Genomic DNA, 25,437 nt, shown 5'->3' with positions numbered 1-25,437 from the left:
CCCTCACACGCGTGAAGCACTCCAGCACCCCTCAGACGCGACGCGGCCGGGGCCCCGCCCGCCGGATCGGCCGCACCCTCGCATTCGTCCTGCCCGTCGTCCTGGTTCTCTCCGGGACCCTCGCGGTCACCCGAGTCAACTGGTCGGGGAACACCACCGACCCGGTGCTCACCGCCGCGGACACCTCCGTCGGGACGCCCCGCACCGTCAAGCGCGCCCCGCAGGACGTCCTGCGCGACCGGCTGCTGACGGAACTGCAGGAGAAGGACCCGGGCGTCGCGCTCACCCACCTCCAGCAGGCCGTCAACGGCCGCCCGTCCCTGGCGAAGCACTGCGCCTCGATCGCCCGCGCCCTCGGCCAGGCCGCCGTGCGGGTCTACGGTCCGACCCGCGCCCAGTCCTACGCACGGCCGGTCTGCGACACCGCCTTCGCCACCGGCGTCGCGGCCGCGCACCGCTGAGCACACCGCCCTGCCACCGGGTGGGAAGTCCGTCACGGCTGACGGGAACGGTCGTCAGCCGCTTTCCCGGGCGGGACGCCACGTACAGTTCGGTTCCATGAGCGATCCGAACGCCGCGTCCCGCCCCGTTCAAGCCGTCGTTCTGGCCGGCGGCCAGGGCTCCCGGCTGCGTCCGTACACCGACGACCGGCCCAAGCCGATGGTCGAGATCCCCGGTACGGGGACGCCGATCATCGGCCATCAGCTGTCCTGGCTCGCCGAGGAGGGCGTGACGGACGTGGTGGTCTCCTGCGGCCACCTCGCCGAGGTCCTGCAGAAGTGGCTGGAGACGGCCGAGCTGCCCGTCTCCGTGACGACGGTCGTCGAACCGGAGCCCCTCGGGCGCGGCGGCGGCCTCAAGTACGCCGCGGCCCACCTCCCCCACCCCGACCAGCCGTGGTACGCCACGAACGGGGACATCTGGACGCGGTTCTCGCTCCGGGACATGGCCGACTTCCACACCGAGCGGGACGCCGTCGCCACGCTGGCGCTCGCGCGGCCCCGCCTGCCGTGGGGAGCCGTGCAGACGGACGGGTTCGGCCGCATCACCGACTTCATCGAGGCACCGCCGTCGACCTTCGAGATCAACGCCGGTGTCTACGTCTTCTCCCCCGAGTTCGCCGAGCTGCTGCCGCACCGGGGCGACCACGAGCGGACCACGTTCCCGCACCTCGCCCGTGACCGGCGCCTGGCCGGCTTCACGATCCCCCAGGGCTCCTACTGGCGGGCCATCGACACGGCGAAGGACCTGACGGAAGCAGCGAAGGAACTGGCCGCCCTCAGCCGCTGACCCACCCGGAGCCACGCCGCCGGAGCCACGCCGCCGGAGGCCAGCCCCCGGAGCCCAGCCCCCGGCGTCCGCCCCGGCCCGGTCAGGCCCAACCCGCCACCGCCCCTGCCGGCCCCGTCGCCGAGCGGTGCACGAGAAGGCCCCGCACCTCCCGGTGCGGGGCCTCGTCGTCGGGCGCGCGGGGGTCAGCCGAGGAGGCCGCCCACCAGGCCCGGGCGGCCGGTGGAGCCACCGCCGTCGCTGCCGGAGCCGCCGGTCGAGCCGGTGCCGCCCGTGGCCGTGCCACCGCCGGAGGTCGGGCCCGTCGTGGTGCTCGGCGCCTGGTTCTGCGGGGAGGACTGCTGGGGCGGGGCCTGGCCCCCGGTGCCCTGGGTCTGGCTCGGCGAGCCGCCCGTGACCGTGCCGGTGTCGCGCGTGGCGCCCGGCCGCGTCGTCGTGCCCGCGCTGGGGCTGGCCGAACCGGCCGTCGCGCCCTGCGTGGGGGAGACGGACGCCGACGGGGTGCGCTTCTTCTCCTGCCGTTTGCCGCCGGGCTCACCGGGAAGCGGGGAACCGGGCAGCTCGTTGCGCGGGGCCTCGCCCGGGCCCGGGACGACGACCCGGTCGGCGTCGCGGACGGCGCCGCCGAGCAGGGAGCCGACGAGCAGCGTGAGCCCCGTGGCGACCGCGGTGACGAGTGCGCCGCGGCGCAGCACGTAACGCCGCAGGTCCCAGATGTCGGCGCGGGGGCCGAGCCGGCGCCATGCGCTGCCGGCCAGGCGGCCGTCGACGGAGTAGACGGGCGCGCCGGCGATGATCAGCGGCGACCAGGCGGCGAGGTAGATGATGTCGGGCGTCTCGTAGGCCGGGACGCTCTTCCAGCTGACGGTGACCAGCAGGGCCGCCGAGAGCAGGGCGCCCAGGCAGGCGGCGACGCGCTGCCAGCAGCCCAGCACCGTCAGGACGCCGACGACGACCTGCGCGAAGGCGATGACCAGGCCGGAGCCGACCGGGTGCTCCAGGGCGAACTGGCGCAGCGGCTCGGCGACTTCCCAGGGGTGCAGGGTGTTGAGCCACTTGACCATGGAGCCGCGCTTGCCGCCGTCGAAGTAGACGGGGTCGCACAGCTTGCCCATGCCGGCGTAGATGGAGATGAAGCCGAGGAAGACGCGCAGCGGGAGCAGGACGACGCCGAGGTTCATCCGGCGGCCCGGGTAGTAGGCGTGCCGGGCCGGGTCGTCGCCGTGGCGCCTGCCGCGCCGGCCGGTCCCGTCGTCGGCGGAGTCCTCGAACTCCGCGTCCTCGTAGCCGTGCTCGTCGTAACCGCGCTCGTCGTAGCCGCGTTCGTCGTAACCGGGCTGGTCGTAGCCAGGCTGGTCGTAGCCGGGTTCGTCGTAGGCGCTTCCGACGGTGCGCATGGCGGGCAGCAGCCGCGTGCCGTCGGCCTGGTCGTGGGTGCGCTGGGGGCCGACGACCGGGGCCTCGACGGTCTGGACGAGGTCGTCCTGGTAGCCGTCGCCCGGGTAGCCGGTGCCGGCGTAACCGGCGCCCTGGTACCCGGGGGTGCCGTAGTCCGGGCCGACGCGGTCGATGACCTGCGTGGCCCCGGCGTCCGCCACGGGCTCGTCGGCGTGGGGGACGCTCCCGTGCCGGACCGCCTGGAGCAGGCGGTGGGCGCCGGTGTCGTCGGGCGCGGATCTGCCGCTCCAGACGACCGGCCGGCGGCGGGCGGCGGCCCCGTCCGCCGCGCCCCCGGCGGTGGCGGCGGGGATGCGGGCGGTGTCCTCGGTGGCGTTCAGGAGCCGTGCGACCCGGGGGGACTGGACGCGACGCGTCGAGACGCCCAACTGCACGCGGAAAGACGCGTGATTGACGATGACCTGCGCCGGGTCGCTCGGCACCTTCACCATGCTCAGCGCGGGAGCGTCGTCGAGTCCCGACGAGCGGTCCCCCGTGGGAGTGCGGGGTGTTCTGGTGTCCACACTCATCTAACCGAGTGACGTCGGGTTAGGACACTGCTTTGACCCGCCGGATCTGTCCGGACCCCGTCAAGCTTGTCCTCGTCGCCCCGATGACCCGGGAATTGCCCTGCACGGGTGAAGTGGCGGACGCCTGTTCAGGCGCGCCGCCGGGCCGCCTCGTAGAGCACGATGCCCGCCGCCACACCGGCGTTGAGCGACTCGGCGCCACCCGGCATGGGGATCCGCACCCGGACGTCACAGGTCTCCCCGACCAGCCGGGACAGGCCCTTGCCCTCGCTGCCGACGACGATGGCGACGGGCCCCTCCAGGGCCTCCAGCTCTGTCAGTTCGGCCTCGCCGTCGGCGGCGAGACCGACGACCACGACACCGGCCTTCTTGTACGCCTCCAGCGCGCGCGTCAGGTTGGTGGCGCGGGCCACGGGCGTCCGGGCGGCCGTGCCGGCGGACGTCTTCCACGCACCGGCCGTCATCCCGGCGGCCCGGCGCTCGGGCACCACCACGCCGTGCCCGCCGAACGCGGAGACGGACCGCACGACCGCGCCCAGGTTGCGCGGGTCGGTCACGCCGTCCAGCGCGACGATCAGCGGGTCGGCGCCCTCGTCGGCGGCCGCGTCGAGCAGGTCCTCGGGGTGGGCGTACTCGTACGGCGGGACCTGGAGGACCAGGCCCTGGTGGTTGAGGCCGTTGGTCATCCGGTCGAGCTCGGGGCGGGGGGCCTCCATGAGGTTGATCCCGCCGCGCTCGGCGGCCAGTTGCAGGGCCTCGCGCACGCGCTCGTCGTTGTCGATGAACTGCTGGACGTACAGCGTCGAGGCGGGCACGCCCTCGCGCAGGGCCTCGTAGACCGGGTTGCGGCCGACGACCAGCTCGGAGGCCGACTTGCCGCCACGGCCGCGGGGCGCGGGGCGGCGGGTCGTCTGCCGCGCCTTGGCGTTGGCGATCCGGTTCTTCTTGTGGCCCTTGCGCATCTCGGCGGGCGGGGTCGGGCCCTTGCCCTCCAGGCCCTTGCGCCGCTGGCCGCCACTGCCGACCTGCGCGCCCTTCTTGCCGGACATGCGGCGGTTGTTGGCTGCCATGACCTACCTGTCTCTGCTGTGTCGCCGTGAGGCGGTGAACTGCGTACGTCTATGAAGTGTGCCGCCCGGAGGCCCGGGCGGCACAATCGATCTTCCGGCCGCGGCCGGTCTAGCGCGGGCCGAGGCTCCAGCGCGGGCCCTGCGGGCTGTCCTCGATGACCAGCCCGGACTGGCCCAGCTGGTCGCGGATGGCGTCCGCGGTCGGCCAGTCCTTGCGGGCCCGGGCGGCCTCGCGCTGGTCGAGGACCATGCGCACGAGGGTGTCGACCACGCCGTGCAGGTCGTCGCCGCGGTCGCCCTCGCCGGCCCACTGGGGGTCCAGCGGGTCGAGGCCGAGCACCCCGAGCATCGCGCGGACCTCGGCGAGCCGGGCCACGGCGGCTTCCTTGTCGTCGGCGGCCAGGGCGCTGTTGCCCTGGCGGACCGTGGTGTGCACGACGGCGAGGGCCTGCGGCACGCCCAGGTCGTCGTCCATGGCCTCGGCGAAGGCGAGCGGCACCTCGCGCGCGGGCTCGACGGCGCCGGCCTTCTCCACCACGCGCTGCACGAAGCCCTCGATCCGCGCGAACGCCGACTCGGCCTCGCGCAGGGCCTCCTCGCTGTACTCGATCATCGAGCGGTAGTGCGGGGTGCCCAGGTAGTAGCGCAGCACGATGGGCCGCCAGCGCTTGACCATCTCGCTGACCAGGACCGAGTTGCCGAGCGACTTCGACATCTTCTCGCCGCTCATGGTGACCCAGGCGTTGTGCACCCAGTACCGGGCGAACTCGTCGCCGTAGGCCTTGGCCTGCGCGATCTCGTTCTCGTGGTGCGGGAAGACCAGGTCGAGGCCGCCGCCGTGGATGTCGAAGGCGGAGCCCAGGTACTTGTGGGCCATCGCCGAGCACTCCAGGTGCCAGCCGGGGCGGCCGCGGCCCCAGGGCGTCTCCCAGTCGGGCTCGCCCGGCTTGGTGGCCTTCCACATGGCGAAGTCGCGCGGGTCCCGCTTGCCCGAGACGCCCTCGTCGGGCTGGCGCAGGTCGTCGATGTCCTGGTTCGACAGCGCCAGGTAGTCGGGGAAGGAGCGGACGTCGAAGTAGACGCTGCCGTCGGCGACGTAGGCGTGCCCGCGCTCGATGAGGCCGCGCATCATCTCGACCATCTCGGTGATGTGGCCGGTGGCGCGCGGCTCGTAGGTCGGGGGCAGGCAGCCGAGGGCGCGGTAGCCGTCGTTGAACGCCCGCTCGTTCTCGTAGCCGATGGCCCACCAGGGGCGGTCCTGGTCGGCCGACTTGGCGATGATCTTGTCGTCGATGTCGGTCACGTTCCGCACGAACGTCACGTCGTAGCCGCGGTACGCGAACCAGCGGCGCATGATGTCGAAGTTCAGGCCGGAGCGGATGTGCCCGATGTGCGGGGCCGCCTGCACGGTGGCGCCACACAGGTAGATCGAGACGCAACCCGGTGTGAGCGGGGAGAAGTCACGGATCTGCCGGGCGCTGGTGTCGTACAGGCGAATAGTCACGCCTCCAGGGTAGTGGGCCGCGCGGTGTGCCTCAGGACCTTCCCCGCGGGGCGGACGATTCGTGACCTGGGCAACGGGGCCGGCCCCGGCCCTCGGGGCGACCGGCCGGCCCCTCGGCCGAAGCGGGCCCCTCGGCCGAACGGGGTCGGACCCTCGGCCGCACGGGGTCGGACCCTCGGCCGCACGGGGCGGGCCCCTCGGCCCGGCCCGGCTGGCCCGCGCCCCGCCCGGCTGGCCCGCGCCCCCGCCCGGCTGGCCCGCGGCCCGGCCCGGCTGGCCCGCGCCCCGCCCCGCGGGTCCGCGGCCTGGCCCGGCGGGTCCGAGGCCCGGCCCGGCTGGCCCGCGCCCCGCCCCGCGGGTCCGCGCCCCGCCCCGCGGGTCCGCGCCCCGCCCCGCGGGTCCGCGGCCTGGCCCGGCGGGTCCGAGGCCCGGCCCGTCCCGGCTCCCCGGCCTCAGCCCGAGCGCACCACCAGCGCCGTGGCCACCGCCATCAGCCCTTCCTCCCGCCCGGGGAAGCCGAGCCCGTCCGTGGTCGCGCCCGAGACCGACACCGGCGCACCGGCCGCCTCGGACAGCAGCTTCTGCGCCTCGTCGCGGCGCTTGCCGATCTTCGGGCGGGGGCCCACCACCTGCACGGCGACGTTGCCGATCCGGAAGCCGGCCGCGCGGACGATGCGGGCGGCCTCCGTCAGCAGCGTGACGCCGGAGGCGCCGGACCACTCGGGGCGGCCCGTGCCGAAGTGCTGCCCGAGGTCACCGAGTCCGGCCGCGGAGAACAGGGCGTTGCAGGCGGCGTGGGCGACGACGTCCGCGTCGGAGTGGCCTGCCAGCCCGGGGCCCTCGCCCTCCCACTTCAGGCCGGCGCACCACAGCTCGCGGCCCTCCTCGAAGGCGTGGATGTCGGTGCCGATGCCGACCTGCGGCAGCGGGACGTGCTCAGAAGCCATCGTTGAGCCTCCTGCGGGCCAGGACCGCCTCGGCGAGGACCAGGTCGAGGGGGCGGGTGACCTTGAAGGCCTCCTCGTGCCCGGGCACGGCGACGACGGTGAGGCCGAGCTGCTCGACCATGCCCGCGTCGTCGGTGACCTCGCCGGTCACCGTCTCGTGCGCCCGCAGGAGGGTGTCGCGGTCGAAGCCCTGCGGGGTCTGCACCGCCCGCAGCCGTGCGCGCTCCGGCGTGGCGACGACCGGCTCCGGCTCGCCAGGCACGGCGGCCGGCTCGACCTGCTTGACGGTGTCGGCCAGGGGCAGCGCCGGGACCACGGCCGGGGCGCCGTCGCGTACGGCCTCGATCACGGCGTCGACGGTGTCCACCGGCACCAGCGGCCGGGCCGCGTCGTGCACGAGGACGATGTCGAGGCCGGGGGGAAGGGCGTCCAGGCCGAGCCTGACCGATTCCTGGCGGGTGGCGCCGCCGGGGACGACGAGGAAGTCCGTCCGCTCGGGCAGGGCGTGCGCGTCGAGCAGCGACTTGACCTCGGCGGCGCCCTCGGGCGGGGCCACGACGACGACCAGGGAGACGGCGCGGGAGGCGGCCATGGCCCGGACGGCGTGGATCAGCATGGGCGTCCCGCCCAGCGCCCGCAGCGCCTTGGGGGCGCCCGGGCCGAGCCGTACACCGCGGCCGGCGGCCGGGATCACGGCCGCCGTTCGGCCCGCGGCGGGGGCGGCGGGCGGTGTGGGTCGCGAATCGTCAGACATCGGTTCCTGTCAGGTTTGTGTGCCGGCCCGGCGTGGGTATGGCCTGGAACAGTGCCGGGCGCGACGCGCTCGACCGGACCCTTCCGTGACGCTGGTCGAGCCGGCTGCCCGGGCCCGGCACACCGAGTACCGGATCGTGAGTGATAACACATTCCGGGGCCGCGGCGCATCGCCGCCGGGGTACGAACATGCCGCAGCGCCCGGCGACAGGAAATTCGTCATCGGGCACCGCGGCAGTTCGATGTACAGCCTGATCAGCCGTGATCGGCTGTGCAGCCTCGATCAGCTCAGTGCTGAGCGAAGGCTTCGCCTCAGGAGGCGAGCACCTCGTCGAGCAGGGCCTCGGCCTTGTCCTCGTTGGTGTTCTCCGCGAGAGCGAGTTCGCTCACCAGGATCTGGCGGGCCTTGGCGAGCATGCGCTTCTCACCGGCGGAGAGTCCACGCTCGCGCTCACGACGCCACAGGTCACGCACCACTTCCGCGACCTTGATGACATCGCCCGAGGCGAGCTTCTCCAGGTTTGCCTTGTATCGACGGGACCAGTTCGTGGGCTCCTCGGCGTACGGCGCGCGCAGCACCTCGAAGACCCGGTCCAGCCCGTCCTGACCGACCACATCACGCACGCCGACGAACTCCGCATTGTCCGCTGGCACACGTACCGTCAGGTCACCCTGGGCGACCTTCAGCACCAAGTAGGTCTTGTCCACGCCTTTGATCTGGCGAGTTTCGATAGCCTCGATCAGCGCGGCCCCGTGATGGGGATAGACCACGGTGTCGCCAACCTTGAACGTCATGTGACAGGTACCCCTTCCGTGGCTATCCAGGGTAACACGGATACGGCGTCTACTGAATGGCGTTTTCGCAGGTCAGGGCATATCTCGGGGCTTGACAACTCCGACACGAACGTGCTTCGGACAGCGAGCGGAAGAAGGTATTCGCAGGTGGGAGCGGCTGTCCGGGGTGAGCGAAACGCGTACGTTACACGCATCCGGAGCGCCCCCCAGACGGCCGAACATCCCCATATGTCCGGTTCCGTGTGATCGACTTCCGCTACTCCGTTCGGCGGCCCGCGCGGGGTTCCGGCCGATTCCCCAATTGATCACCGGGTCACCCGGCCGACCCCCGGTGATCAATTCCCGGGCGGTTCCGCATTCCTTCACGGAAAATCCGTGCGGCTGCCGGCGGCTTCTTATGTGAATGCCGGACGAGCACCCGCCAAAGCACCCGCGGAGTCTCTTGTGACGCAGGAGACGGATGTGACAACCGGGTGGGATCACGGGTGCCGGGGGGTCGGGTGCGGCCTGACGGGCACGTCTCGGTAACCTAAGGCCCGCTGACAGACCCTTAGGGCGGCTTCACCGGCCGCTCCGCTCGAGATCAAGGAGTTGCCGCCGCCGTGAGCAGCAGCCTTCGACGCGGCGCCCTCGCCGCTGCCGCCATCGCGTTCTCGATCGCCTCGCTCGCCGCGTGCGGAGCCGGCAACAACGCCCAGACCCTGGAGATCAAGCCGGACAACGCGGCCACGAGCGTGGGTGACATCAAGATCCAGAACGCGGTCGTGATCACGCAGCCCGACCTCGAGTCCACCGGCCCGGCCGCCGTCTCCGCGACCTTCTTCAACGAGGGCAGCACCGCCCAGACGCTGGAGTCCATCACCCTGCCCGGCACCGGCAAGACCGCCGAGCTCAAGCCGGCCAAGGGCGGCAGCCTCAGCATCCCGCCCGGCGGTTCCCTGATCGTGGGCGGCAAGGACAACGCCACGGCGATGCTCCCGAGCAGCCGCGAGGCCGTGCAGGACGGCAACGCCCAGAAGATCACCTTCACCTTCAGCAAGACGGGCGAGGTCAGCCTGAGCGCCTTCGTCGTCCCCGCCGAGCACTACTTCAAGGAGTGGGGCCCGGACGAGGTCCCGGCCGGCCCGGCCGGTTCGGCCGCTCCCTCCGACTCGCCGTCCGCGAGCGCCTCGGGCTCGCCGGCCGGCAGCGAGAGCCCGGCCGCCGGTGACGAGCCGGGCGGCGACGACGCCTCCGGCACGCCGACCGACGCGGCCTCCGCGAGCGCGAGCGCCGGTCACTGAGCCGGGCGGCACAGCCGCAGCACGCGACAGGGCGGGACCTCTTTCGCAGAGGTCCCGCCCTGTCGCATACCGGCCGGTGCCGGTCTACGGCTCGAACTTGTAGCCCAGGCCGCGCACCGTCACCAGGTAGCGCGGGGCGCCCGGGTCCGGCTCGATCTTGGCGCGCAGCCGCTTGACGTGGACGTCCAGGGTCTTGGTGTCACCGACGTAGTCGGCACCCCAGACACGGTCGATGAGCTGCATGCGGGTCAGCACCCGGCCGGCGTTGCGCAGCAGCATCTCCAGCAGGTCGAACTCCTTCAGCGGCAGGTCGATCTTGGTGCCGCCGACGGTGACCACGTGCCGGTCGACGTCCATGCGGACCGGGCCCGCCTCCAGGGCGGCCGGGGTGACCTCCTCCGGCTCGCCGCGGCGGCGCAGGACGGCCCGGATGCGGGCGACCAGCTCGCGCGAGGAGAAGGGCTTGGTGACGTAGTCGTCGGCTCCTATCTCCAGGCCGACCACCTTGTCGATCTCGCTGTCCTTGGCGGTCACCATGATGACGGGGACGTTGGAGCGGCCGCGCAGTTGGCGGCAGACCTCGGTGCCCGGCAGGCCGGGCAGCATCAGATCGAGGAGGACGAGGTCGGCGCCGTTGCGCTCGAACTCGTCGAGTCCGTCGGGCCCGGTGGTCGCGACGGCGACCTCGAAACCCTCCTTGCGGAGCATGTACGACAGGGCGTCGGAGAAGGACTCCTCGTCCTCGACGACGAGCACACGGGTCACGGAAGGACCTCCGGGGCGGGAAGCGTTTCGTACGCGGTTGATTCGGGGGATGTGGGGGTGGACCGCCCGGCCTCCTCGTCGAGGCCCGCGCTTCCTGCGCGTTCGTCCCGGGCGGGCTGCTGATGTGCGCGGTCGCGGGCCGCAGCGGCCTCCGGCAGCCGCAGGGTGAAGGTGGAGCCCTGGCCTTCGGCGCTCCACACCGAGACCTCCCCGCCGTGCGAGGCGGCCACGTGCTTCACGATGGCCAACCCGAGCCCCGTGCCGCCGGTGGCACGGGAGCGGGCCGGGTCGACGCGGTAGAAGCGCTCGAAGATGCGCTCCTTGTCCTTGTCGGAGATGCCGATGCCCTGGTCGGTGACGGCGATCTCGATCTGCTCCCCACCGGGTGCCTGCACCCTGCGGGCCGCTATGCCGACGCGGGTGCGGGCGGGCGAGTAGTTCACGGCGTTCTCGACGAGGTTGCCGAGGGCGGCGGCGAGCTGGCCGCGGTTGCCCCAGACACGCAGGTCGTGGCCGCCCTCGGCCGCGAGCCCGTCCGGCGCCCAGACGTTCGAGGCCATGGTGATCTGCTTGGTGCCGGCCTGGTGGCGGCAGCGGTCGACGGCCTCGGCGACCAGTTCCTCGACCCGGACCGGCTCGGCGTCCTCCAGCGGGTCGTCGTTCTGCACGCGCGACAGGTCGATGAGCTCCTGCACCAGGTTGGTGAGCCGGGTGGCCTCGATCTGCATGCGCCCGGCGAACCGCTGGACGGCCTCGGGATCGTCGGAGGCGTCCATGACGGCCTCGGAGAGCAGGGACAGGGCACCCACCGGCGTCTTCAGCTCGTGACTGACGTTGGCGACGAAGTCGCGCCGGACCGCCTCGATGCGGCGGGCCTCGGTCAGGTCCTCCACGAGCAGCAGCACCAGCCGGGACCCGAGCGGCGCGACCCGCGCGGAGACCGCCAGGGCCTCTCCGCGTCCGGTGCCGCGCCGTGGCAGGTCCAGCTCGACCTGGCGTATCTCTCCGTCCCGCCGGGTGTCCCGCGCCATCTGCAGCATCGGCTCCACGGCGAGCCTGCCGCCGCGGACCAGACCGAGGGCGTACGCCGCCGAGCTGGCCTTGACGACGGCGTCGGCCTCGTCCAGCACCACGGCCGAGGACCTGAGGACCGACAGGACCGTGTCCACGCCGGGCGGAAGCACCGCGTCCGTGTGCAGGGAGGTACGGGTGTGGCGCTTCTGCTCGCGCTCGCTCCAGCGGAACGCCAGCATGGCGATGACACCGGTGAGCACACCGGCGATCGCTGCCGCTGCGGCGACCGCCGCGTTCACGTCCATGCCCCCAGGTTAGGCATGGGTCGGGTGCCCTCCACAGCCGTCGGGCTGCGAGCTCGAACACTCGTCGCCCAGAGTTCACCTCGGAGCCAGTACCGGTTCACATGGGATGACGGAAACGGACGCGTACGGGACGGAACGTGGGAGCGTGGGGTTCGGATCGTCGGTCGAACGGCGGTCGTACCGCCGGCCGTCCGGTGGGGCCCCGGCCCTTGGACCCCCGACACAGACGCACGAGAGGGAACCTGATGCGGGACGCGTACCACGAGGAACTGGACTCGATAAGCGACAGTCTGGTGGAGATGGCCCGGCTGGTCGGGTCGGCGATCGGGCGCGCCACGACCGCGATGCTCGACGGCGACCTGAAGCTCGCCGAGAACGTCATCGAGGCCGACCAGCGGGTCGACGAGCTCCAGCACGACCTGGAGGCCCGGGCCATCGCCCTGCTGGCCCGGCAGCAGCCGGTGGCGACCGACCTGCGCATCGTCGTCACGTCGCTGCGGATGTCGGCCGACCTGGAGCGCTCGGGCGACCTGGCCCAGCACGTGGCGAAGCTCGCGCGCCTGCGCTACCCGGAGCGCGCGGTCCCGAGCGACCTGCACGCCACCATCCTGGAGATGGGCCAGCTCGCCCAGCGCCTGATGGCGAAGGCCGCCGAGGTCATCATCACCAAGGACGTCGACCTGGCGCTCCAGCTGGAGCAGGACGACGACGCGATGGACCTGCTGCACCGCACGCTCTTCCAGCACCTGATGGACGACCGCTGGAAGCACGGCATCGAGACGGCCGTGGACGTCACGCTGCTCGGCCGCTACTACGAGCGGTTCGCCGACCACGCGGTGTCGGTCGCGAAGCGGGTGGTGTACCTGGTGACGGGTGAGCACGCGGACGAGATCCAGACCGACGTGCAGCCGGAGATCCAGTCGGTGCCGCCGGCGGAGAGCGCCTGAGCCCCCCCCGGCCACCTCACTGCCGCGCCACTGCCGCGCCACTGCTGCGGCGGTGGCTCGGCGACGGCTCGGCCCGGGGGGCGTGAACGGGGTGGAAGGGGATCGGGCGGGCGGTGCGGGGCGCCTCCGTGCGCCGTTGATGCGCCCAGCGGAACGGGCATCCAATGGGCACAGGCACCAGCCTCGAGGAGGGACTCATGGCCGATACCCCCGGCACCACGCCCGACCCCACGCAGCAGCGCGAGACCGAGCAGCCCGCCGAGCTGAGGAAGCTGCCGCTGATCGCCGCGTGCGGCTGCGGCTCGGGCTGTGGCTGCGGCTGCCAGTCGGGCAGCCCCTGCCAGTGCGGCTGACGCCGGCGCCGGTGACTCCCGACACCTCGTACGCCGCATCGGCGGAAGGGCCCCGGCCACGCACCGGGGCCCTTCGGCTGTGCGGGTCGCCGCCGGGAGCGGACGGGCGGAGCATGGAGGGGGACGCGGACGCCGCTCGGGGGGTCACGGGAAGGGAGGCCGGGCCATGGCCAAGTTCATGGACGTCCACCACAGTATGAAGGGCATCACCGCGGACCAGCTCCGCGAGGCCCACAACGCGGACCTCGCCATCGAGGGCGAGGAACGGGTGCACTTCGAGGCGGCCTGGGCGGACCCGGAGTCGGGACTCGTCTACTGCCTGTCGGACGCCCCCTCGGCGGAGGCGGTCCAGCGCATCCACGAGCGGGCGGGCCACAAGGCGGACGAGATCCATCCGGTGCCGTTGCGCGTGGAGTGAGACCGGGACCGCGGGGTCACCGGGGGCTCCGCGCCGTGGCGGACGATGCCCGCCCGCCACGCGAGGGCCCCCGGGGCACCCGGCTCACCCGGCGCCGACCTCCGGCTGAGGGCGCAGCCCCGGGACGGGCTCCACGACCGTCGCCGTCTTCTCCTGAGGCAGACGTCGCATCAGCACGCCGTACCCGACCCCGGCCACCGTGCCCACCAGGGCGCACAGGGCCCACAGCCACTCCGGCCCGAAGCGGTCGATGACGTACCCGGACATCAGCGGGGCGACGAGGGCCGCGACGGACCAGGACATCGTGTACATGCCCTGGTAGCGGCCCCGGCCGTGCGCCGGGGAGAGCCGTACGACGAGGCCGGTCTGGGTCGGCGCGTTGATGATCTCGGCGAGCGTCCACACGCACACCGTCAGCGCGATGACGCCGACCGACCCCGCGAAGGCGGTGAGCGCGAAGCCGTACCCGGCGAGGATCGAGGAGACCACCAGCAGCCGGCGCGGGTCGCGGTGCTCGATGAGCCGGGTGACCGGGATCTGGAGCACGACGATGAGCAGGCCGTTGACCGCGATGGCCGTTCCGTACTCGGCCGGGGTGAAACCCGCCTGCCCCATCGCCACGGGCAGCCCCACCGCCCCCTGCTGGAAGACCAGCGCGACCAGGAAGGACAGCCCGACGACGCTCATGAAGCGTCCGTCGCGCAGCACGGTGGCGAGGCTGACGGAGGAGTCGTGGCCGGCCGCGGCCGTCTCCGCCGTCGCTTCCGGCCGGGACTCGGGCAGCCGGAGGAAGACCAGGATCGCGCAGGCCATCGTCATCCCGGCCTCGATCAGGAAGCCGGCCAGGTAGCTGACCTCCGCGATGAACCCGGCGGCCATCGAGGAGACCGCGAAACCGAGGTTCACCGCCCAGTAGTTGAGGGAGAAGGCACGGATGCGGTCCTCGGGCCGGACGATGTCGGCCATCATCGCCTGGACGGCCGGGCGTGACGCGTTGCTCGCCATGCCGACCAGGAAGGCCACGCCCGCGATCGCCACCGGGTCGCGCACGAACCCGAGCAGGGCGACCGACAGGGCGGTCGAGGCCTGGGCGATGAGCAGGGTGGGCCGCCGGCCCAGCCGGTCGGTCATCACGCCGGCGCCCAGCGAGGAGACGACCCCGCCGAGCCCGTGCAGCGCGACGACCAGACCCGCGTAGGTGGCGGAGTAGCCGCGGTCGAGGGTCAGGTACAGCGCCATGAACGTGGCGACGAACGCGCCGAGCCGGTTGACGAGCGTGGCCGTCCACAGCCACCAGAAGGCGCGGGGCAGTCCCGAGACCGTCTCCCGTACGGCACGTCGGGCCCGCATGGCGTACGGCATGGTCTCCCCCGGTGTAAGTGGCGCTCGCAGTAGCGGCACGTTACAAGCGGCCGTTCTCCGGGAGCCACCGAATTAACAGATCCCGTCAAGCGTCCGCACGGGCGTCCGCCTGCCGGGCAGCCGGGCGAACGGGCGAAACCGTGGATTACGCTCTGGGGCATGGCCGACGCACCGTACAAGCTGATCCTCCTCCGCCACGGCGAGAGCGAGTGGAACGCGAAGAACCTGTTCACCGGCTGGGTGGACGTGAACCTCAACGAGAAGGGCGAGAAGGAGGCGGTCCGCGGCGGTGAGCTGCTGAAGGACGCCGGCCTGCTGCCCGACGTGGTCCACACGTCCCTCCAGAAGCGTGCGATCCGCACGGCCCAGCTGGCCCTGGAGGCCGCGGACCGCCACTGGATCCCGGTCCACCGCTCCTGGCGCCTGAACGAGCGCCACTACGGCGCCCTCCAGGGCAAGGACAAGGCGCAGACCCTCGCCGAGTTCGGCGAGGAGCAGTTCATGCTGTGGCGCCGCTCCTACGACACCCCGCCGCCGCCGCTGGACGTCGACGCGGAGTACTCCCAGTTCGCCGACCCGCGCTACGCGACGCTGCCGCCGGAGCTGCGCCCGCGCACGGAGTGTCTGAAGGACGTCGTCGTCCGGATGCTGCCGTACTGGTTCGACGCGATCGTCCCCGACCTGCTGACCGGCCGCACGGTCCTGGTCGCCGCCCACGGCAACTCGCTGCGGGCCCTGGTCAAGCACCTGGACGGCATCTCGGACGCGGACATCGCGGGCCTGAACATCCCGACGGGCATCCCGCTGTCCTACGAACTGGACGCCGACTTCAAGCCGCTGAACCCGGGCGGCACGTACCTGGACCCGGAAGCGGCCGCGGCGGCGATCGAGGCGGTCAAGAACCAGGGGAAGAAGAAGTAGCAGAACGCCATGGAGCCCCCGTCCCGTGTTCCCTGGGGCGGGGGCTTATGGGTGGGCGGGGTTTCGTGGTGCGGGCCGGCTCGGTGTAATTCGGTGGCGGGAGCTGTGGTCGGGCGTTCACCATGCCGGGATGGAGACGGGTGAGCAGGGGCAGGGCGGGGCTGCGGGGCGGTGGACTCGGGCGACCGTCTATCCCGACATGTGGGTGGATCCGGACGACGATCCCCGGGAGAGCGGTGAGGAGCCGGTCGACGAGCGCGGGATCCTGCTCGACTACCTGCGGTCCTACCGCCTCACCCTGGAGATGAAGTGCGCGGGGCTGAACGCCGAGCAGATGGCCTCGCGTTCCGCGCCGCCGTCGACCATGTCCCTGCTCGGGCTGGTGCGGCACCTCACCGAGGGGGAACGGCACTTCCGGCGGGTCATGGCCGGTGAGGACGCGCCCCGGCTGTACCGCTCCGACCAGGACCGCGACGGCGACTTCAACGGGGCGGTGCCCGACCAGGGGACCGTCGACGCCGCCTGGGAGCAGTGGCGTACGGAGGTGGCACGCACCGACCGCTACCTCGCCGGTGCCACCGACCTCTCCGCCTGCAACGCCGGCCACTCCGACCTCGGTCCCGAGCCCGGGGGCCGGCACCAGCTCCGCGATCTCCTCGTGGCCCAGATCGCGGAGTACGCCCGGCACTGCGGCCACGCCGACCTGCTGCGCGAACGCATCGACGGCCGGGTCGGGCAGTGAGGGCACGGTGCGGGCCGCATTACCTCCGGCGTCATCGACCCGCCGGGCCCGTCCGCTGCACGCTGTCCCCATGACGACACACACCGGCACCACCGAAACCGCAGATGCCACCCGTACCGTCGTGCAGCGCTTCCTCGCGTTGCGGCTCGCCGGGGACACCGCGGGCCTGACCGCCCTGTTCGCCGACGAGGTGGACTGGGTGCTGGCCGAGAACCCCGCCGTGCCGTGGATCCGGCCCCGGTCGACCGCCGCCGAATGTGCCGCTCAGGGCGAGGAACTGGCCCGGTACACGGTGCCCGAGGACGCCCGGGCCTCCGTCGACACGCTGCTCGTGGACGGGCCGGACGCCGTACTGACGGGGCATCTGTCGGGGACCGTGCGGGCGACGGGGAAGTCGTTCTCGGGCCCGTTCGCCCTGCGGCTCACCGTGGAGGACGGGCGGATCACCCGGCACCACCTGTACGAGAACAGCCTGTCGATCGCCGCCGCCTGCACACCGTAGTCCGCCGGAGGCGCCCGCAGGTCCGCAGACCCGGAGGCTCACGGGTGCATCCGCGCCCCCTTCAGCACCTTGTCCACCGCGTTCTTCGGGCCGTACACCGCCAGCCCGACCGGATCGAGTTCCGCCGTGGGGACCGCCCGGACGGCCGCGCGGTTGTCCCGGTCGTTGCCCGTGCCGAAGAGGTCGGAGGTGAAGACCGCGCGGGGCAGGGCGCGGGCCAGGGCCCGGGCGTGGGCGGCGGTCAGGGTCTCCTTGGTGGCCTCGAAGACCAGGACGGGCTGGCGGAACATGGGCAGGTAGGGCACGCCGTCCGCGTCCTCGTACGGTTCGCCGATCACCTCGGGCATTTGCGTCCCCAGTCCGCTGACCAGGAAGGACGTGACGTTCAGCCGCTGCCAGGGCTCCAGGTCGTCGCGCAGCAGCACGGCGATCTTCGTGTCGAAGCGGATCGGCCCGGGGGCGGGCTCGGTGGCGGGCTCGGTGGTGCGGGCGGGCGCGGTGCCCGATGCGGTGTCCGGTGCGGTGATCGATGCGGCGATCGGTGCGGTGTCCATGGTCCGAGCGTGCCCGGCGGGTCCGGCCGGGGTCTTGTACGTTCTTTGCATGGCCTCCGAGTCCTCCAGGATCGTCTCCGCCTGGCGGCCCCCCGTCAGCGGTGTCGTCGAGGTCTTCCACGCCCGGTTCACCGAGTACGCCTACCCGATGCACGTCCACGACGCGTGGACGCTGCTGATCGTCGACACCGGTGCCGTGCGCTACGACCTCGACCGGCACGAGCACGGCACCCCGCACGACACCGTGTCGCTGCTGCCGCCGCACGTGCCGCACAACGGCTCCCCCGTCAGCCCGGAGGGCTTCCGCAAGCGGGTGCTGTACCTGGACGGGACGTACCTGGGCGACGAGTTGATCGGCGCCGCCGTCGACCGGCCCGATCTGCGCGATCCGCTGCTGCGGCGGCGCGTGGGGCAGGTGCACGGCGCGCTGCTGCGGTCCGGTGACGAACTGGAGGCCGAGAGCAGGCTGTTGTTCGTCGGGGAGCGGCTGCGCGAGCATCTGCGGGGCGGGGACGGAGGGTCCCGCCCGGCCGACCCCGCCCTCGCCCGCCGGCTGCGCGAGCTGCTGGACGAGCGGGTCGTCGAGGGCATCGCACTGCGGGAGGCCGCCAGCCTCACGGGCAGCCACCCGGCCCACCTCGTACGGGCGTTCAGCGCCGCGTACGGCATCGCGCCGCACCAGTATCTGACGTCGCTGCGGGTGGGTCGCGCGCGGCGGCTGCTGCTGGAGGGGCGTTCCCCGGGCGAGGTGGCGGTGGCGGCCGGGTTCTACGACCAGTCGCACCTCACCCGGCACTTCCGCAGGCTGGTGGGTGTGCCGCCCGGGCGGTACCGCCAGGGGTCCCGGGGCCGGTCGTTCGGGTCCTAGCTCTGCGGGCCCTAGCGCTGCGGGCCCTAGCGCTGCGGGCGCTGCGTCAGGTGCGTGAAGGCGTCCAGGTTCCGGGTGGACTCGCCCCGCGACACCCGCCAGTCGTACTCCTTGCGGATCGCCGAGGCGAAGCCCAGCTCCAGCAGGGTGTTGAAGCTGCCGTCCGAGGCCTCCAGGACCTGGCCGAGCAGACGGTCGATCTCCTCGGCGGTGACGGCGTCCAGGGAGAGACGGCCGGTGACGTAGACGTCGCCGTGCTGGTCGACGGCGTAACTCACCCCGTACAGCTTGAGGTTGCGCTCCAGGAGCCAGCGGTGGACGCCCTGCTCGTTCTCGTCGGGGTGACGGATGACGAAGGCGTTGAGCGACAGGGAGTGGCGGCCGACGATCAGGGAGACCGTCGTCTTCAGTTTCCGGCTGCCGGGGAGCTGGGCCACGTAGGTCCCGGGCTCGGGGCTCTCCCACTCCAGCTCGGCGTCCTTGAACGCCGCCTCGATGACCTGCGCCGCACGCTGTTCCCGATCGGTTTCACCCATGCAGCGAGCGTACGCGACGGCGATGGGACTGCATCGCGGCCGTGTAGACGTCGGCCGTGGCGGCGGCCGCGGTGTCCCAGCCGAAGGACCGGGCGTGCCGGGCCGCCTGGTCGCCGAGCCGGGACGCCAGGTGCGGGTCGTCGGCGAAGGCGCGCAGCACGCGCGCGTAGTCGGCCGGGTTGTGGCCCTGCACGAGGAAACCGGTGTGGCCGTCGCGCACGGCGACCGGCAGGCCGCCGACCGCGGCCGCGAGCACGGGGGTGCCCGCCGCCTGGGCCTCTATGGCGACCAGGCCGAAGGACTCGCTGTAGGAGGGCATGACCAGTACGGACGCGGCACGGAACCAGTCCGCCAGCTGTTCCTGGCCGACCGGCGGGCGGAACCGCACGACGTCGGCGACGCCGAGGCGCGCGGCGAGCTTCTGCAGCCCCTCGGGCTTGGCGAGGCCGCTGCCGCTGGGGCCGCCGACGACCGGCACGAGAATGCGGGAGCGCAGCTCGGGACGCTCGTCGAGGAGCACGGCCACGGCGCGCAGCAGCACGTCGGGGGCCTTGAGGGGCTGGATGCGGCCCGCGAAGAGCGGGATCAGGGCGTCCTGGGGCAGGCCCAGCCGGGCCCGGGCCGCGGCGCGGCCGTCGGCGGGTGTGAAGCGCCCGAGGTTCACACCGGGGTGGACGACGGCGACCTTGGCGGTGTCGGCGTCGTAGTGCCGGACCAGTTCGCCGGCCTCCTCCTCGGTGTTGGCGATGAGGCGGTCGGCGGCCGCGACGATCTGCGTCTCACCGATGACCCGTGCGGCGGGCTCGGGGCTGTCGCCGTCGGCCAGGTTGGCGTTCTTGACCTTGGCCATGGTGTGCATGGCGTGCACCAGGGGCACGCCCCAGCGCTGGGCGGCGAGCCAGCCGACGTGGCCGGAGAGCCAGTAGTGGGAGTGGACCAGGTCGTAGTAGCCGGGCCGGTGGCCGGCCCAGGCCTGCATCACGCCGTGCGTGAAGGCGCACAGCTGGGCGGGCAGGTCCTCCTTGTTGAGGCCCTCGTAGGGACCCGCGTCGATGTGCCGGACCAGGACGCCGGGGGCCAGGTCGACGGTGGGCGGGAGGGCGGCGGCGGTGGCGCGCGTGAAGATCTCCACGTCGATGCCCAGGGCCGCCAGGCGCTGGGCGAGCTCGACGATGTAGACGTTCATGCCGCCGGCGTCGCCGGTGCCGGGCTGGTGGAGCGGGGAGGTGTGCACGGAGAGCATGGCGACCCGGCGGGGCCTGCGGTGCAGCCGCAGACGCCCGGGCGCGGAGCGCCGCCCGAGCCTGCCGATGTACTGGCTCACGGGGCGATCCTCCTTGGCTGCGGGCATACCGGCCGGAGGGTGCGCTCTTCCCTCCAAGCGGGTGCAACACGGGAGCGAGTGATTCCCATTCCTGCCGCGCCGCATTTTGCCGATCCATTACCGAGCTCGCTCAACCGTTCGAGCGATTGCGGCGTCACCGGCCATGGAGCAACCCGCCCGCCTCCGCGCCGCACCACGGGGCGGTCCGGGCGACGCACGGGCCATCGCGGGCAGCCGCATACCCTCGTAGCCATGACTGCCCGTACGGGCGCCCGCCCCGTGGGAACGGTGACGCGCGGGACGACCAACCCCAACCGGCTGCGCCGCATGGACCGCTGGATCGCGGCCGCGCACGGCGCGGAACTGCGGCGCGCCGCCGACCCCGTGGCCGTCGACCTCGGGTACGGGGCCGCGCCCTGGACGGCGGTCGAACTGCTCCAGCGGCTGCGCACGGCCGCGCCCCGCACCCGGGTCGTGGGGGTGGAGATCGAGCCCGCCCGGGTCGCCGCGGCCCGGCCCTACGAGCGGCCGGGGCTGGTCTTCCGGCACGGCGGGTTCGAGGTCCCGCTGCCGCAGCGGCCCCTGCTCATCCGCGCGGCGAACGTGCTGCGGCAGTACGAGGAGGCCGAGGTCGCGGGCGTGTGGGAGCGGCTGTGCGGGCGGCTCGCCCCGGCCGACCCGGTGACCGGTTCGCGCGGCGGGCTGCTGGTGGAGGGGACCTGCGACGAGATCGGGCGCCGGCACGTCTGGGTCGCGCTCGGCCCCGAGGGCCCGCGCACGGTCACCTTCGCCACCCGGCTGGGCTCGCTGCAACGCCCCTCCGACCTGGCGGAGCGCCTGCCGAAGGCGCTCATCCACCGCAACGTCCCGGGCGAGCCGGTGCACGCCTTCCTGCGCGACTTCGACCGCGCCTGGGCCGCCGCCGCGCCGTACGCGTCGTACGGGGCCCGCCAGCGCTGGATCCGCACGGTCCGGGACCTCACGGCCGACTGGCCGGTGACGGACGGCCCGGCACGCTGGCGGCAGGGCGAAGTGACCGTGCGCTGGGAGGCGTTGGCTCCCCGCGCGTGATCCGGCCAGGGTGGAACGATCCCGGTGAGTCGTTCGTCACACAGGCGGGGAGATCGCCATGCCGGGGGCATGGCGGCGCGGGGGCGGCGGGAAGTACTGCCTCTGTCGTTTCACGCCAGGACGTGGCAGCATCCCCAGGCGGACCGGTTGTTACTGACGGTTAATCAGTTTGGGGGCTGGAGTATGGGTACGGGCAGGCGTGGCCTGATCGCGACGGCCGTGGCCGTGGTCTGCGCGGTCACCGTGCTGGCGGCACCGGGCACGGCGTTCGCCGCTCCGGAACCCCCGGCACCCACCGCGAGCGCGGCCCCCACACCCGCGCCCGCGCCCAGCAGGGACCTCGAGGCCGTGCGCGAGAGGCTCGACCGGCTCTACCGCGCCGCCGCGCGCGCCACCGACGAGTACAACGCCGCCGAGGAGAAGGCCGACAAGCAGTCCGAAGAGGTCGTCAAGCTGGCCAGGAAGATCGTCGAGGGCAAGGAGCGGCTCCGGCAGCTCAAGGCCCGTGCCGGAGCGGCGGCGGCCGCCCAGTACCGCGGTGGCGGGCTGCCTCCCGAGGCGCATCTCGTCCTGAGCGACGACCCGCAGGACTTCCTCGACGGCGCGGGCCGGGTCCGCCAGGGCCACCACGCGACCAAGGGACTGCTCGGCGAACTGTCGCGCACCCAGCAGGACTTGGAGCAGTACGCCAAGGACGCCTCCGCCCAGTGGAAGAAGCTGGAAGCGGGCCGCAAGGCCAAGGCCGCCGCGCAGAAGAAGATCGAGAAGCAGATCGCGCAGGCGGAGCAGCTCGAATCGGAGTTGCAGGAGGAGGAGCGGGAGCGTCTGGCGGAGCTGGAGAAGGCGGCCGCGAAGAAGGCGCAGACCGCCTGGCTCGACTCCGGTGCCCTGTCCGAGATCAGCGCCAAGGCCTCCGCACAGGGCAAGAAGGCCGTCGCCTACGCCACGGCCCAGATCGGCAAGCCCTACCAGTGGGGCGCCGAGGGTCCCAGGAGCTACGACTGCTCGGGGCTCACGTCCCAGGCCTGGATCTCCGCCGGCCGCGGCATCCCGCGCACCTCGCAGGAGCAGTGGAAGCGGCTGCGGCACGTCGCCGTCGCGGACATGCGCCCCGGCGACCTCGTCATCTACTTCGGTGACGCGAGCCATGTCGGGATGTACATCGGCGACGGGGCGATCGTGCACGCCCCCCGGCCCGGGCGGGACATCACCGTCGCGGGGGCCGGGACCATGCCGATCCTCGGAGTGGTCCGCCCGGACGCCGGCTGACACCGCACGGGCAGGGGCACGGGCGCGGACATGGAAGCACCAAGCACCAAGCACCAAGGCACCGGATATCGGACACCGGTGCACCGCCCGTGACCTGGCCCACGTGACCCACCGCACCCCGAACACCCCACCCGGCCAAGCGCCGACGTGACGTTCGTCATTGCCGCAGCATTCCAGGGCTGTCCAACTGCGGTACATATCGCGGCATATGACACCGGCCGATCACCCGGGGCCGTGGCTCGCACCATTCCACTGCGGCGCCGACACCCGCTATGGTCCCCGTCGGTGGGTCGAGGTCCCTCGCCCCGCCATGCCCTCGGGGGGAGGGAAGGAACCCAAGACGATGCCCGTACCCATACCGCGGCAGAGAGCGATCCCGGCCGCGGAGAGTGGTCAGGCGCAGGCCGCGTCCCCGCGCGGCGGATCCGCCGAGGAGTCCGTCACGGACACCCCGGGCGCGGCCCGCACGCCGGACACCGCCGGGAACACCACGAAAAAGGTGGAGCACACCGCCCACACCAATCTGACGCTGCTGCTGATCGAGGACGATCCGGCCGGTTCGCCGATCGTGCCGGACATGCTCGACGAGGCCGGCAAGCCGATCCGCGTCCGCACGGCCCGCAACCTCACCGAGGCCGCGCGGCTGCTGACCGACGACGTCCACTGCATCCTGCTGGACCTCGCGCTGCCCGCGCCCGGCCGCAGCGACTCCGACGACGAGCTCGCCGTGCTCAAGCACGTGCTGGAGCTCGCGCCCCGGCACGCCGTGCTGGCGCTGACCGCCTCGGGCGACGCCGAGCGCGGCGCGGAGGCGGTGCGGGTGGGCGCCCAGGACTACCTCTTCCGCGACGAGCTGGACAGCAGGCTGCTCAGCCGCGCGATCCGCTACGCCGTGGAGCGCAAGCGGTCGGAGTCCGCCGAGCGCCGGCTCGCCGAGGGCAAGCTGCGGGCCCAGGAGAACCGCCGTCTGGAGCGCGGCCTGCTGCCGACGCCCCTGCTGGAGGGTTCCCCGCTGCGGTTCGCCGCGCGGTACCGCCCGGGCCGTTCACGGGCCCTGCTCGGCGGCGACTTCTACGACGTCGTCCGCACCCCCGACGGCACGGTGCACGCCATGATCGGCGACGTCTGCGGCCACGGCCCGGACGAGGCCGCCCTCGGGGTCGAGCTGCGCATCGCGTGGCGCGCGCTGACGCTGGCCGGCCTGTGCGGTGACCAGCTGCTGGGCACGCTCCAGCAGGTGCTGGAGCACGAGCGGGCCGACGACGAAATCTTCGCGACCCTGTGCACGGTGGACATCGCGCCCGACGGCCGTCGCGCGGGCCTGTGCCTGGCGGGCCACCCCTCCCCGCTGCTCGCGGGCCCGGGCCGGCCGGCCCGGCTGCTGCCGTACGACAACAACGGCCCGGCCCTCGGCCTGCTGCCCCGGGCCCGCTGGCCGCGGATGCAGGTGGAGCTGGGGGCCGAGTGGAGCCTGATGCTCTACACCGACGGCCTGATCGAGGGCCGCATCGGTGAAGGTCGCGAGCGGCTCGGCCAGGAGGGCATGACGGAGATGGTCCGCCGCCAGTTCGCCGAGGGGCTGCGGGGCGAGCAGCTGCTTCAGGCGGCGGTGAACGAGGTCCGGGACCTCAACGGCGGCGAGCTGACGGACGACGTCGCGGTGCTCCTGCTGGACCGGGTGCCGTAGGGCGTACGGCCGGGCCGCCCGCGTGTGGGCCGCGGGGCGAGCCGCGTGCCGCTACCGGCCGCCGTTGTACGGGCCGTACGGGCCGTCGCTGCTGGAGCCGCGGTGGCTGCGGCCGCCGCCGGGCAGCGCGCGGATCGCCGGCCGGACGTCGACCATGTACACGATCGTCGCGATGAGGCCGATGATCGGCAGGAACGACAGGATCGGGAAGAGCAGGTTCACGACGAGGGCGAGCCCGAGGATGATCAGCCAGAACGGCTTGGTCTTCTTGTCGGCCGCGCGGTAGGCGTCCTCCCGGCGCACCGCGGCGTCGATCAGCGCGAAGGCGCTGAACACGGTCAACGCCACGTTCAGAAGCCACAGAAACCCTTGGAAGCCCTGCATCAGCACAACGTCCACCACCCGGCTCGGCTCGTCCCTACGCGGTCACCGTACCCGCACAACGGGCCGGACACCCCCAGGGTGCCCGGCCCGCGTCGGCGGCTGCGGCTCACTTGGCCGGCGGCGTCGTCTTCTTCGCCGTGGCGGGCTTGCGCACCGGGGTCTTCTTGGCGGCGGGCGTCTTCTTCGCCGCGGCGGCCTTGGCCTCGGAGGCGATGACCTGCGCGGGCTTGGCCGGCTCCTCCTTGACCTCGACCGGCTCGCGCTTCGGCTCGACCGCGATCGCCAGCTCCTCGACGCCCTCGGCGACGTCCTCGATGCTGTCGGCGGCCTCCCCGCGCCAGGTGCGCACGGCCTGCTCGCCGTGCTCGGCGACCTTCTCGTAGGTCTCGCGGGCCTTGACGGCGTACTCGGCGGCCACGCCGACACCGCGCAGCGCGAGGTCCTGGGCGCTCTCGCCGAGCTTCTTCAGGTCCGCGTCCAGGTTGCTGCCGAGCTTCTTGATGTCGACGGAGCCGAGGAACCCGGTGACCTTGCTCTGCAGGCTCTCCTGCGTCTCCTTGACGCGGGCGGAGGCCTTCTCCTGGACGGCCCTGGTGTCGGTGTTGCGTACGGCCTCGAACCGCGCGGGGGCCTCGGAGCGCAGCTGGTCCACCAGGGCGGGCACCTTCTTGGCCTGCTGGAAGGCGAGGTCGGCGGTGCCCGCGGCGAAGTAGAGCGGGGTCGGGTCGCTGAGGGTCTTGCGCAGGTCGTCGGTGATGGCCATGGTGATGGTCCTCCCGGATTCTGTGTCGCTCGAGGGTTCGCTG

At 72.9% G+C, this 25,437-nt stretch carries 27 protein-coding genes; 13 read left to right on the top strand and 14 right to left on the bottom strand.

Going from position 1 to position 25,437, the window contains the following annotated elements; translation table 11 throughout:
- The first annotated feature begins 11 nt into the window (after window positions 1-11).
- Both ACH4C6_RS25360 and ACH4C6_RS25355 read left to right on the top strand, forming a co-directional pair.
- The gene (locus ACH4C6_RS25360; protein ID WP_398110886.1) at window positions 12-461 is read left to right on the top strand and encodes a hypothetical protein; all 450 of its coding nucleotides are present in this window, start codon (window positions 12-14) and stop codon (window positions 459-461) included.
- A gap of 97 nt (window positions 462-558) precedes the next feature.
- The gene (locus tag ACH4C6_RS25355) at window positions 559-1,290 is read left to right on the top strand and encodes an NDP-sugar synthase (protein WP_398110885.1); all 732 of its coding nucleotides are present in this window, start codon (window positions 559-561) and stop codon (window positions 1,288-1,290) included.
- Between the two features lie 185 nt (window positions 1,291-1,475).
- Here the strand turns inward: ACH4C6_RS25355 and ACH4C6_RS25350 are convergent, their stop codons facing one another.
- The 6 genes from ACH4C6_RS25350 to ACH4C6_RS25325 all read right to left on the bottom strand — a co-directional run bounded on the left by ACH4C6_RS25350 (window position 1,476) and on the right by ACH4C6_RS25325 (window position 8,326).
- Window positions 1,476-3,257: a DoxX family membrane protein gene (locus ACH4C6_RS25350; RefSeq protein ID WP_398110884.1), complete on the bottom strand. Its 1,782-nt coding sequence runs from the start codon at window positions 3,255-3,257 to the stop codon at window positions 1,476-1,478.
- Window positions 3,258-3,385: 128 nt separating this feature from the next.
- A complete protein-coding gene (rlmB, locus tag ACH4C6_RS25345; protein ID WP_398110883.1) occupies window positions 3,386-4,327 on the bottom strand; it encodes a 23S rRNA (guanosine(2251)-2'-O)-methyltransferase RlmB in 942 nt (313 codons plus the stop codon).
- Window positions 4,328-4,436: 109 nt separating this feature from the next.
- Window positions 4,437-5,831, bottom strand: a complete 1,395-nt coding sequence (gene cysS, locus ACH4C6_RS25340; RefSeq protein WP_398110882.1) for a cysteine--tRNA ligase — start codon at window positions 5,829-5,831, stop codon at window positions 4,437-4,439.
- Between the two features lie 452 nt (window positions 5,832-6,283).
- Window positions 6,284-6,778 (bottom strand): 2-C-methyl-D-erythritol 2,4-cyclodiphosphate synthase, encoded by a 495-nt coding sequence (ispF, locus tag ACH4C6_RS25335; protein ID WP_398110881.1) that lies wholly within the window; start codon window positions 6,776-6,778, stop codon window positions 6,284-6,286.
- Window positions 6,768-7,532: a 2-C-methyl-D-erythritol 4-phosphate cytidylyltransferase gene (gene ispD, locus ACH4C6_RS25330; RefSeq protein WP_398110880.1), complete on the bottom strand. Its 765-nt coding sequence runs from the start codon at window positions 7,530-7,532 to the stop codon at window positions 6,768-6,770. The genes ispF and ispD overlap by 11 nt, the downstream gene beginning before the upstream one ends.
- Window positions 7,533-7,843: 311 nt before the next feature.
- Complete coding sequence (locus tag ACH4C6_RS25325) at window positions 7,844-8,326, bottom strand: CarD family transcriptional regulator (RefSeq protein ID WP_003953493.1); 483 nt, start codon at window positions 8,324-8,326, stop codon at window positions 7,844-7,846.
- Between the two features lie 602 nt (window positions 8,327-8,928).
- Between ACH4C6_RS25325 and ACH4C6_RS25320 the strand changes: the two genes are divergently transcribed.
- Window positions 8,929-9,609, top strand: coding sequence for a DUF461 domain-containing protein (locus ACH4C6_RS25320; protein ID WP_398110879.1), 681 nt, complete (start codon window positions 8,929-8,931; stop codon window positions 9,607-9,609).
- A gap of 84 nt (window positions 9,610-9,693) precedes the next feature.
- Here ACH4C6_RS25320 and ACH4C6_RS25315 read toward each other — a convergent pair whose 3' ends face one another.
- A complete protein-coding gene (locus ACH4C6_RS25315; RefSeq protein WP_030243122.1) occupies window positions 9,694-10,374 on the bottom strand; it encodes a response regulator transcription factor in 681 nt (226 codons plus the stop codon).
- On the bottom strand, window positions 10,371-11,693 hold the full coding sequence (locus ACH4C6_RS25310; protein WP_398110878.1) for a sensor histidine kinase: 1,323 nt from the start codon (window positions 11,691-11,693) through the stop codon (window positions 10,371-10,373). The genes ACH4C6_RS25315 and ACH4C6_RS25310 overlap by 4 nt, the downstream gene beginning before the upstream one ends.
- A 245-nt stretch (window positions 11,694-11,938) precedes the next feature.
- Here ACH4C6_RS25310 and phoU point away from each other — a divergent pair, with 245 nt between their 5' ends.
- From phoU to ACH4C6_RS25295, 3 genes are all read left to right on the top strand, one after another.
- On the top strand, window positions 11,939-12,640 hold the full coding sequence (gene phoU / locus ACH4C6_RS25305; RefSeq protein WP_398110877.1) for a phosphate signaling complex protein PhoU: 702 nt from the start codon (window positions 11,939-11,941) through the stop codon (window positions 12,638-12,640).
- A 197-nt stretch (window positions 12,641-12,837) separates the two neighbouring features.
- Complete coding sequence (locus ACH4C6_RS25300) at window positions 12,838-12,993, top strand: hypothetical protein (RefSeq protein WP_398110876.1); 156 nt, start codon at window positions 12,838-12,840, stop codon at window positions 12,991-12,993.
- Window positions 12,994-13,159: 166 nt separating this feature from the next.
- Window positions 13,160-13,411: an SCO4226 family nickel-binding protein gene (locus tag ACH4C6_RS25295; RefSeq protein WP_398110875.1), complete on the top strand. Its 252-nt coding sequence runs from the start codon at window positions 13,160-13,162 to the stop codon at window positions 13,409-13,411.
- A gap of 84 nt (window positions 13,412-13,495) precedes the next feature.
- Here ACH4C6_RS25295 and ACH4C6_RS25290 read toward each other — a convergent pair whose 3' ends face one another.
- Window positions 13,496-14,773: an MDR family MFS transporter gene (locus ACH4C6_RS25290; RefSeq protein ID WP_398110874.1), complete on the bottom strand. Its 1,278-nt coding sequence runs from the start codon at window positions 14,771-14,773 to the stop codon at window positions 13,496-13,498.
- Between the two features lie 159 nt (window positions 14,774-14,932).
- On the opposite strand from ACH4C6_RS25290, the gene ACH4C6_RS25285 reads away from it, so the two are divergent.
- The 3 genes from ACH4C6_RS25285 (at window position 14,933) to ACH4C6_RS25275 (ending at window position 16,938) form a co-directional block, all read left to right on the top strand.
- Entirely contained in the window at window positions 14,933-15,694 is a 762-nt protein-coding gene (locus tag ACH4C6_RS25285; RefSeq protein ID WP_369194680.1) for a phosphoglyceromutase, read from the top strand.
- A 130-nt stretch (window positions 15,695-15,824) separates the two neighbouring features.
- Window positions 15,825-16,436, top strand: a complete 612-nt coding sequence (locus ACH4C6_RS25280; RefSeq protein ID WP_398110873.1) for a DinB family protein — start codon at window positions 15,825-15,827, stop codon at window positions 16,434-16,436.
- A 70-nt stretch (window positions 16,437-16,506) separates the two neighbouring features.
- Window positions 16,507-16,938: a nuclear transport factor 2 family protein gene (locus ACH4C6_RS25275; protein WP_398110872.1), complete on the top strand. Its 432-nt coding sequence runs from the start codon at window positions 16,507-16,509 to the stop codon at window positions 16,936-16,938.
- A 38-nt stretch (window positions 16,939-16,976) separates the two neighbouring features.
- On the opposite strand, the gene ACH4C6_RS25270 is transcribed toward ACH4C6_RS25275, so the two are convergent.
- Window positions 16,977-17,492, bottom strand: coding sequence for a DUF2000 family protein (locus tag ACH4C6_RS25270; protein ID WP_398110871.1), 516 nt, complete (start codon window positions 17,490-17,492; stop codon window positions 16,977-16,979).
- A gap of 49 nt (window positions 17,493-17,541) precedes the next feature.
- Between ACH4C6_RS25270 and ACH4C6_RS25265 the strand changes: the two genes are divergently transcribed.
- Window positions 17,542-18,360: a helix-turn-helix domain-containing protein gene (locus ACH4C6_RS25265; protein ID WP_398110870.1), complete on the top strand. Its 819-nt coding sequence runs from the start codon at window positions 17,542-17,544 to the stop codon at window positions 18,358-18,360.
- 26 nt (window positions 18,361-18,386) lie between these two features.
- On the opposite strand, the gene ACH4C6_RS25260 is transcribed toward ACH4C6_RS25265, so the two are convergent.
- Both ACH4C6_RS25260 and mshA read right to left on the bottom strand, forming a co-directional pair.
- Window positions 18,387-18,896: a YbjN domain-containing protein gene (locus tag ACH4C6_RS25260; protein WP_398110869.1), complete on the bottom strand. Its 510-nt coding sequence runs from the start codon at window positions 18,894-18,896 to the stop codon at window positions 18,387-18,389.
- Window positions 18,889-20,220 carry a D-inositol-3-phosphate glycosyltransferase gene (gene mshA / locus ACH4C6_RS25255; protein WP_398110868.1) on the bottom strand — a complete coding sequence of 444 codons (1,332 nt, stop codon included), beginning with the start codon at window positions 20,218-20,220 and terminating at the stop codon, window positions 18,889-18,891. Before mshA ends, ACH4C6_RS25260 begins: the two co-directional genes overlap by 8 nt.
- Window positions 20,221-20,472: 252 nt before the next feature.
- Here mshA and ACH4C6_RS25250 point away from each other — a divergent pair, with 252 nt between their 5' ends.
- From ACH4C6_RS25250 to ACH4C6_RS25240, 3 genes are all read left to right on the top strand, one after another.
- Window positions 20,473-21,291 (top strand): class I SAM-dependent methyltransferase, encoded by an 819-nt coding sequence (locus ACH4C6_RS25250; RefSeq protein WP_398110867.1) that lies wholly within the window; start codon window positions 20,473-20,475, stop codon window positions 21,289-21,291.
- Window positions 21,292-21,474: 183 nt separating this feature from the next.
- Entirely contained in the window at window positions 21,475-22,560 is a 1,086-nt protein-coding gene (locus ACH4C6_RS25245) for an NlpC/P60 family protein (protein ID WP_398110866.1), read from the top strand.
- A 343-nt stretch (window positions 22,561-22,903) separates the two neighbouring features.
- Entirely contained in the window at window positions 22,904-24,247 is a 1,344-nt protein-coding gene (locus ACH4C6_RS25240; protein WP_398110865.1) for a PP2C family protein-serine/threonine phosphatase, read from the top strand.
- Between the two features lie 51 nt (window positions 24,248-24,298).
- Here ACH4C6_RS25240 and ACH4C6_RS25235 read toward each other — a convergent pair whose 3' ends face one another.
- Window positions 24,299-24,631, bottom strand: coding sequence for a DUF2516 family protein (locus ACH4C6_RS25235; RefSeq protein ID WP_398110864.1), 333 nt, complete (start codon window positions 24,629-24,631; stop codon window positions 24,299-24,301).
- 106 nt (window positions 24,632-24,737) lie between these two features.
- Window positions 24,738-25,394, bottom strand: coding sequence for a hypothetical protein (locus ACH4C6_RS25230; RefSeq protein WP_398110863.1), 657 nt, complete (start codon window positions 25,392-25,394; stop codon window positions 24,738-24,740).
- Window positions 25,395-25,437 lie beyond the last annotated feature (43 nt).

Source organism: Streptomyces sp. NPDC017943, assembly GCF_044328425.1.
Taxonomy (GTDB): Bacteria; Actinomycetota; Actinomycetes; order Streptomycetales; family Streptomycetaceae; genus Streptomyces; species Streptomyces djakartensis_A.
This window is presented reverse-complemented; position numbering and strand designations above follow the sequence as displayed.

What these genes read in the sequence shown, in the direction of transcription:
- ACH4C6_RS25235 (WP_398110864.1), bottom strand. Translation starts at nt 24,631, where the DNA reads ATGCAGGGCTTCCAAGGGTTTCTGTGGCTTCTGAACGTGGCGTTGACC.
- ispD (WP_398110880.1), bottom strand. Translation starts at nt 7,532, where the DNA reads ATGTCTGACGATTCGCGACCCACACCGCCCGCCGCCCCCGCCGCGGGC.
- ACH4C6_RS25245 (WP_398110866.1), top strand. Translation starts at nt 21,475, where the DNA reads ATGGGTACGGGCAGGCGTGGCCTGATCGCGACGGCCGTGGCCGTGGTC.
- phoU (WP_398110877.1), top strand. Translation starts at nt 11,939, where the DNA reads ATGCGGGACGCGTACCACGAGGAACTGGACTCGATAAGCGACAGTCTG.
- ACH4C6_RS25310 (WP_398110878.1), bottom strand. Translation starts at nt 11,693, where the DNA reads ATGGACGTGAACGCGGCGGTCGCCGCAGCGGCAGCGATCGCCGGTGTG.
- ACH4C6_RS25325 (WP_003953493.1), bottom strand. Translation starts at nt 8,326, where the DNA reads ATGACGTTCAAGGTTGGCGACACCGTGGTCTATCCCCATCACGGGGCC.
- ACH4C6_RS25260 (WP_398110869.1), bottom strand. Translation starts at nt 18,896, where the DNA reads ATGGGTGAAACCGATCGGGAACAGCGTGCGGCGCAGGTCATCGAGGCG.
- ACH4C6_RS25250 (WP_398110867.1), top strand. Translation starts at nt 20,473, where the DNA reads ATGACTGCCCGTACGGGCGCCCGCCCCGTGGGAACGGTGACGCGCGGG.
- ACH4C6_RS25290 (WP_398110874.1), bottom strand. Translation starts at nt 14,773, where the DNA reads ATGCCGTACGCCATGCGGGCCCGACGTGCCGTACGGGAGACGGTCTCG.
- ACH4C6_RS25300 (WP_398110876.1), top strand. Translation starts at nt 12,838, where the DNA reads ATGGCCGATACCCCCGGCACCACGCCCGACCCCACGCAGCAGCGCGAG.
- ACH4C6_RS25270 (WP_398110871.1), bottom strand. Translation starts at nt 17,492, where the DNA reads ATGGACACCGCACCGATCGCCGCATCGATCACCGCACCGGACACCGCA.
- ACH4C6_RS25355 (WP_398110885.1), top strand. Translation starts at nt 559, where the DNA reads ATGAGCGATCCGAACGCCGCGTCCCGCCCCGTTCAAGCCGTCGTTCTG.
- ACH4C6_RS25265 (WP_398110870.1), top strand. Translation starts at nt 17,542, where the DNA reads ATGGCCTCCGAGTCCTCCAGGATCGTCTCCGCCTGGCGGCCCCCCGTC.
- ACH4C6_RS25280 (WP_398110873.1), top strand. Translation starts at nt 15,825, where the DNA reads ATGGAGACGGGTGAGCAGGGGCAGGGCGGGGCTGCGGGGCGGTGGACT.
- ACH4C6_RS25240 (WP_398110865.1), top strand. Translation starts at nt 22,904, where the DNA reads ATGCCCGTACCCATACCGCGGCAGAGAGCGATCCCGGCCGCGGAGAGT.
- ACH4C6_RS25230 (WP_398110863.1), bottom strand. Translation starts at nt 25,394, where the DNA reads ATGGCCATCACCGACGACCTGCGCAAGACCCTCAGCGACCCGACCCCG.
- rlmB (WP_398110883.1), bottom strand. Translation starts at nt 4,327, where the DNA reads ATGGCAGCCAACAACCGCCGCATGTCCGGCAAGAAGGGCGCGCAGGTC.
- ACH4C6_RS25285 (WP_369194680.1), top strand. Translation starts at nt 14,933, where the DNA reads ATGGCCGACGCACCGTACAAGCTGATCCTCCTCCGCCACGGCGAGAGC.
- ACH4C6_RS25295 (WP_398110875.1), top strand. Translation starts at nt 13,160, where the DNA reads ATGGCCAAGTTCATGGACGTCCACCACAGTATGAAGGGCATCACCGCG.
- ACH4C6_RS25275 (WP_398110872.1), top strand. Translation starts at nt 16,507, where the DNA reads ATGACGACACACACCGGCACCACCGAAACCGCAGATGCCACCCGTACC.
- ACH4C6_RS25350 (WP_398110884.1), bottom strand. Translation starts at nt 3,257, where the DNA reads ATGAGTGTGGACACCAGAACACCCCGCACTCCCACGGGGGACCGCTCG.
- ispF (WP_398110881.1), bottom strand. Translation starts at nt 6,778, where the DNA reads ATGGCTTCTGAGCACGTCCCGCTGCCGCAGGTCGGCATCGGCACCGAC.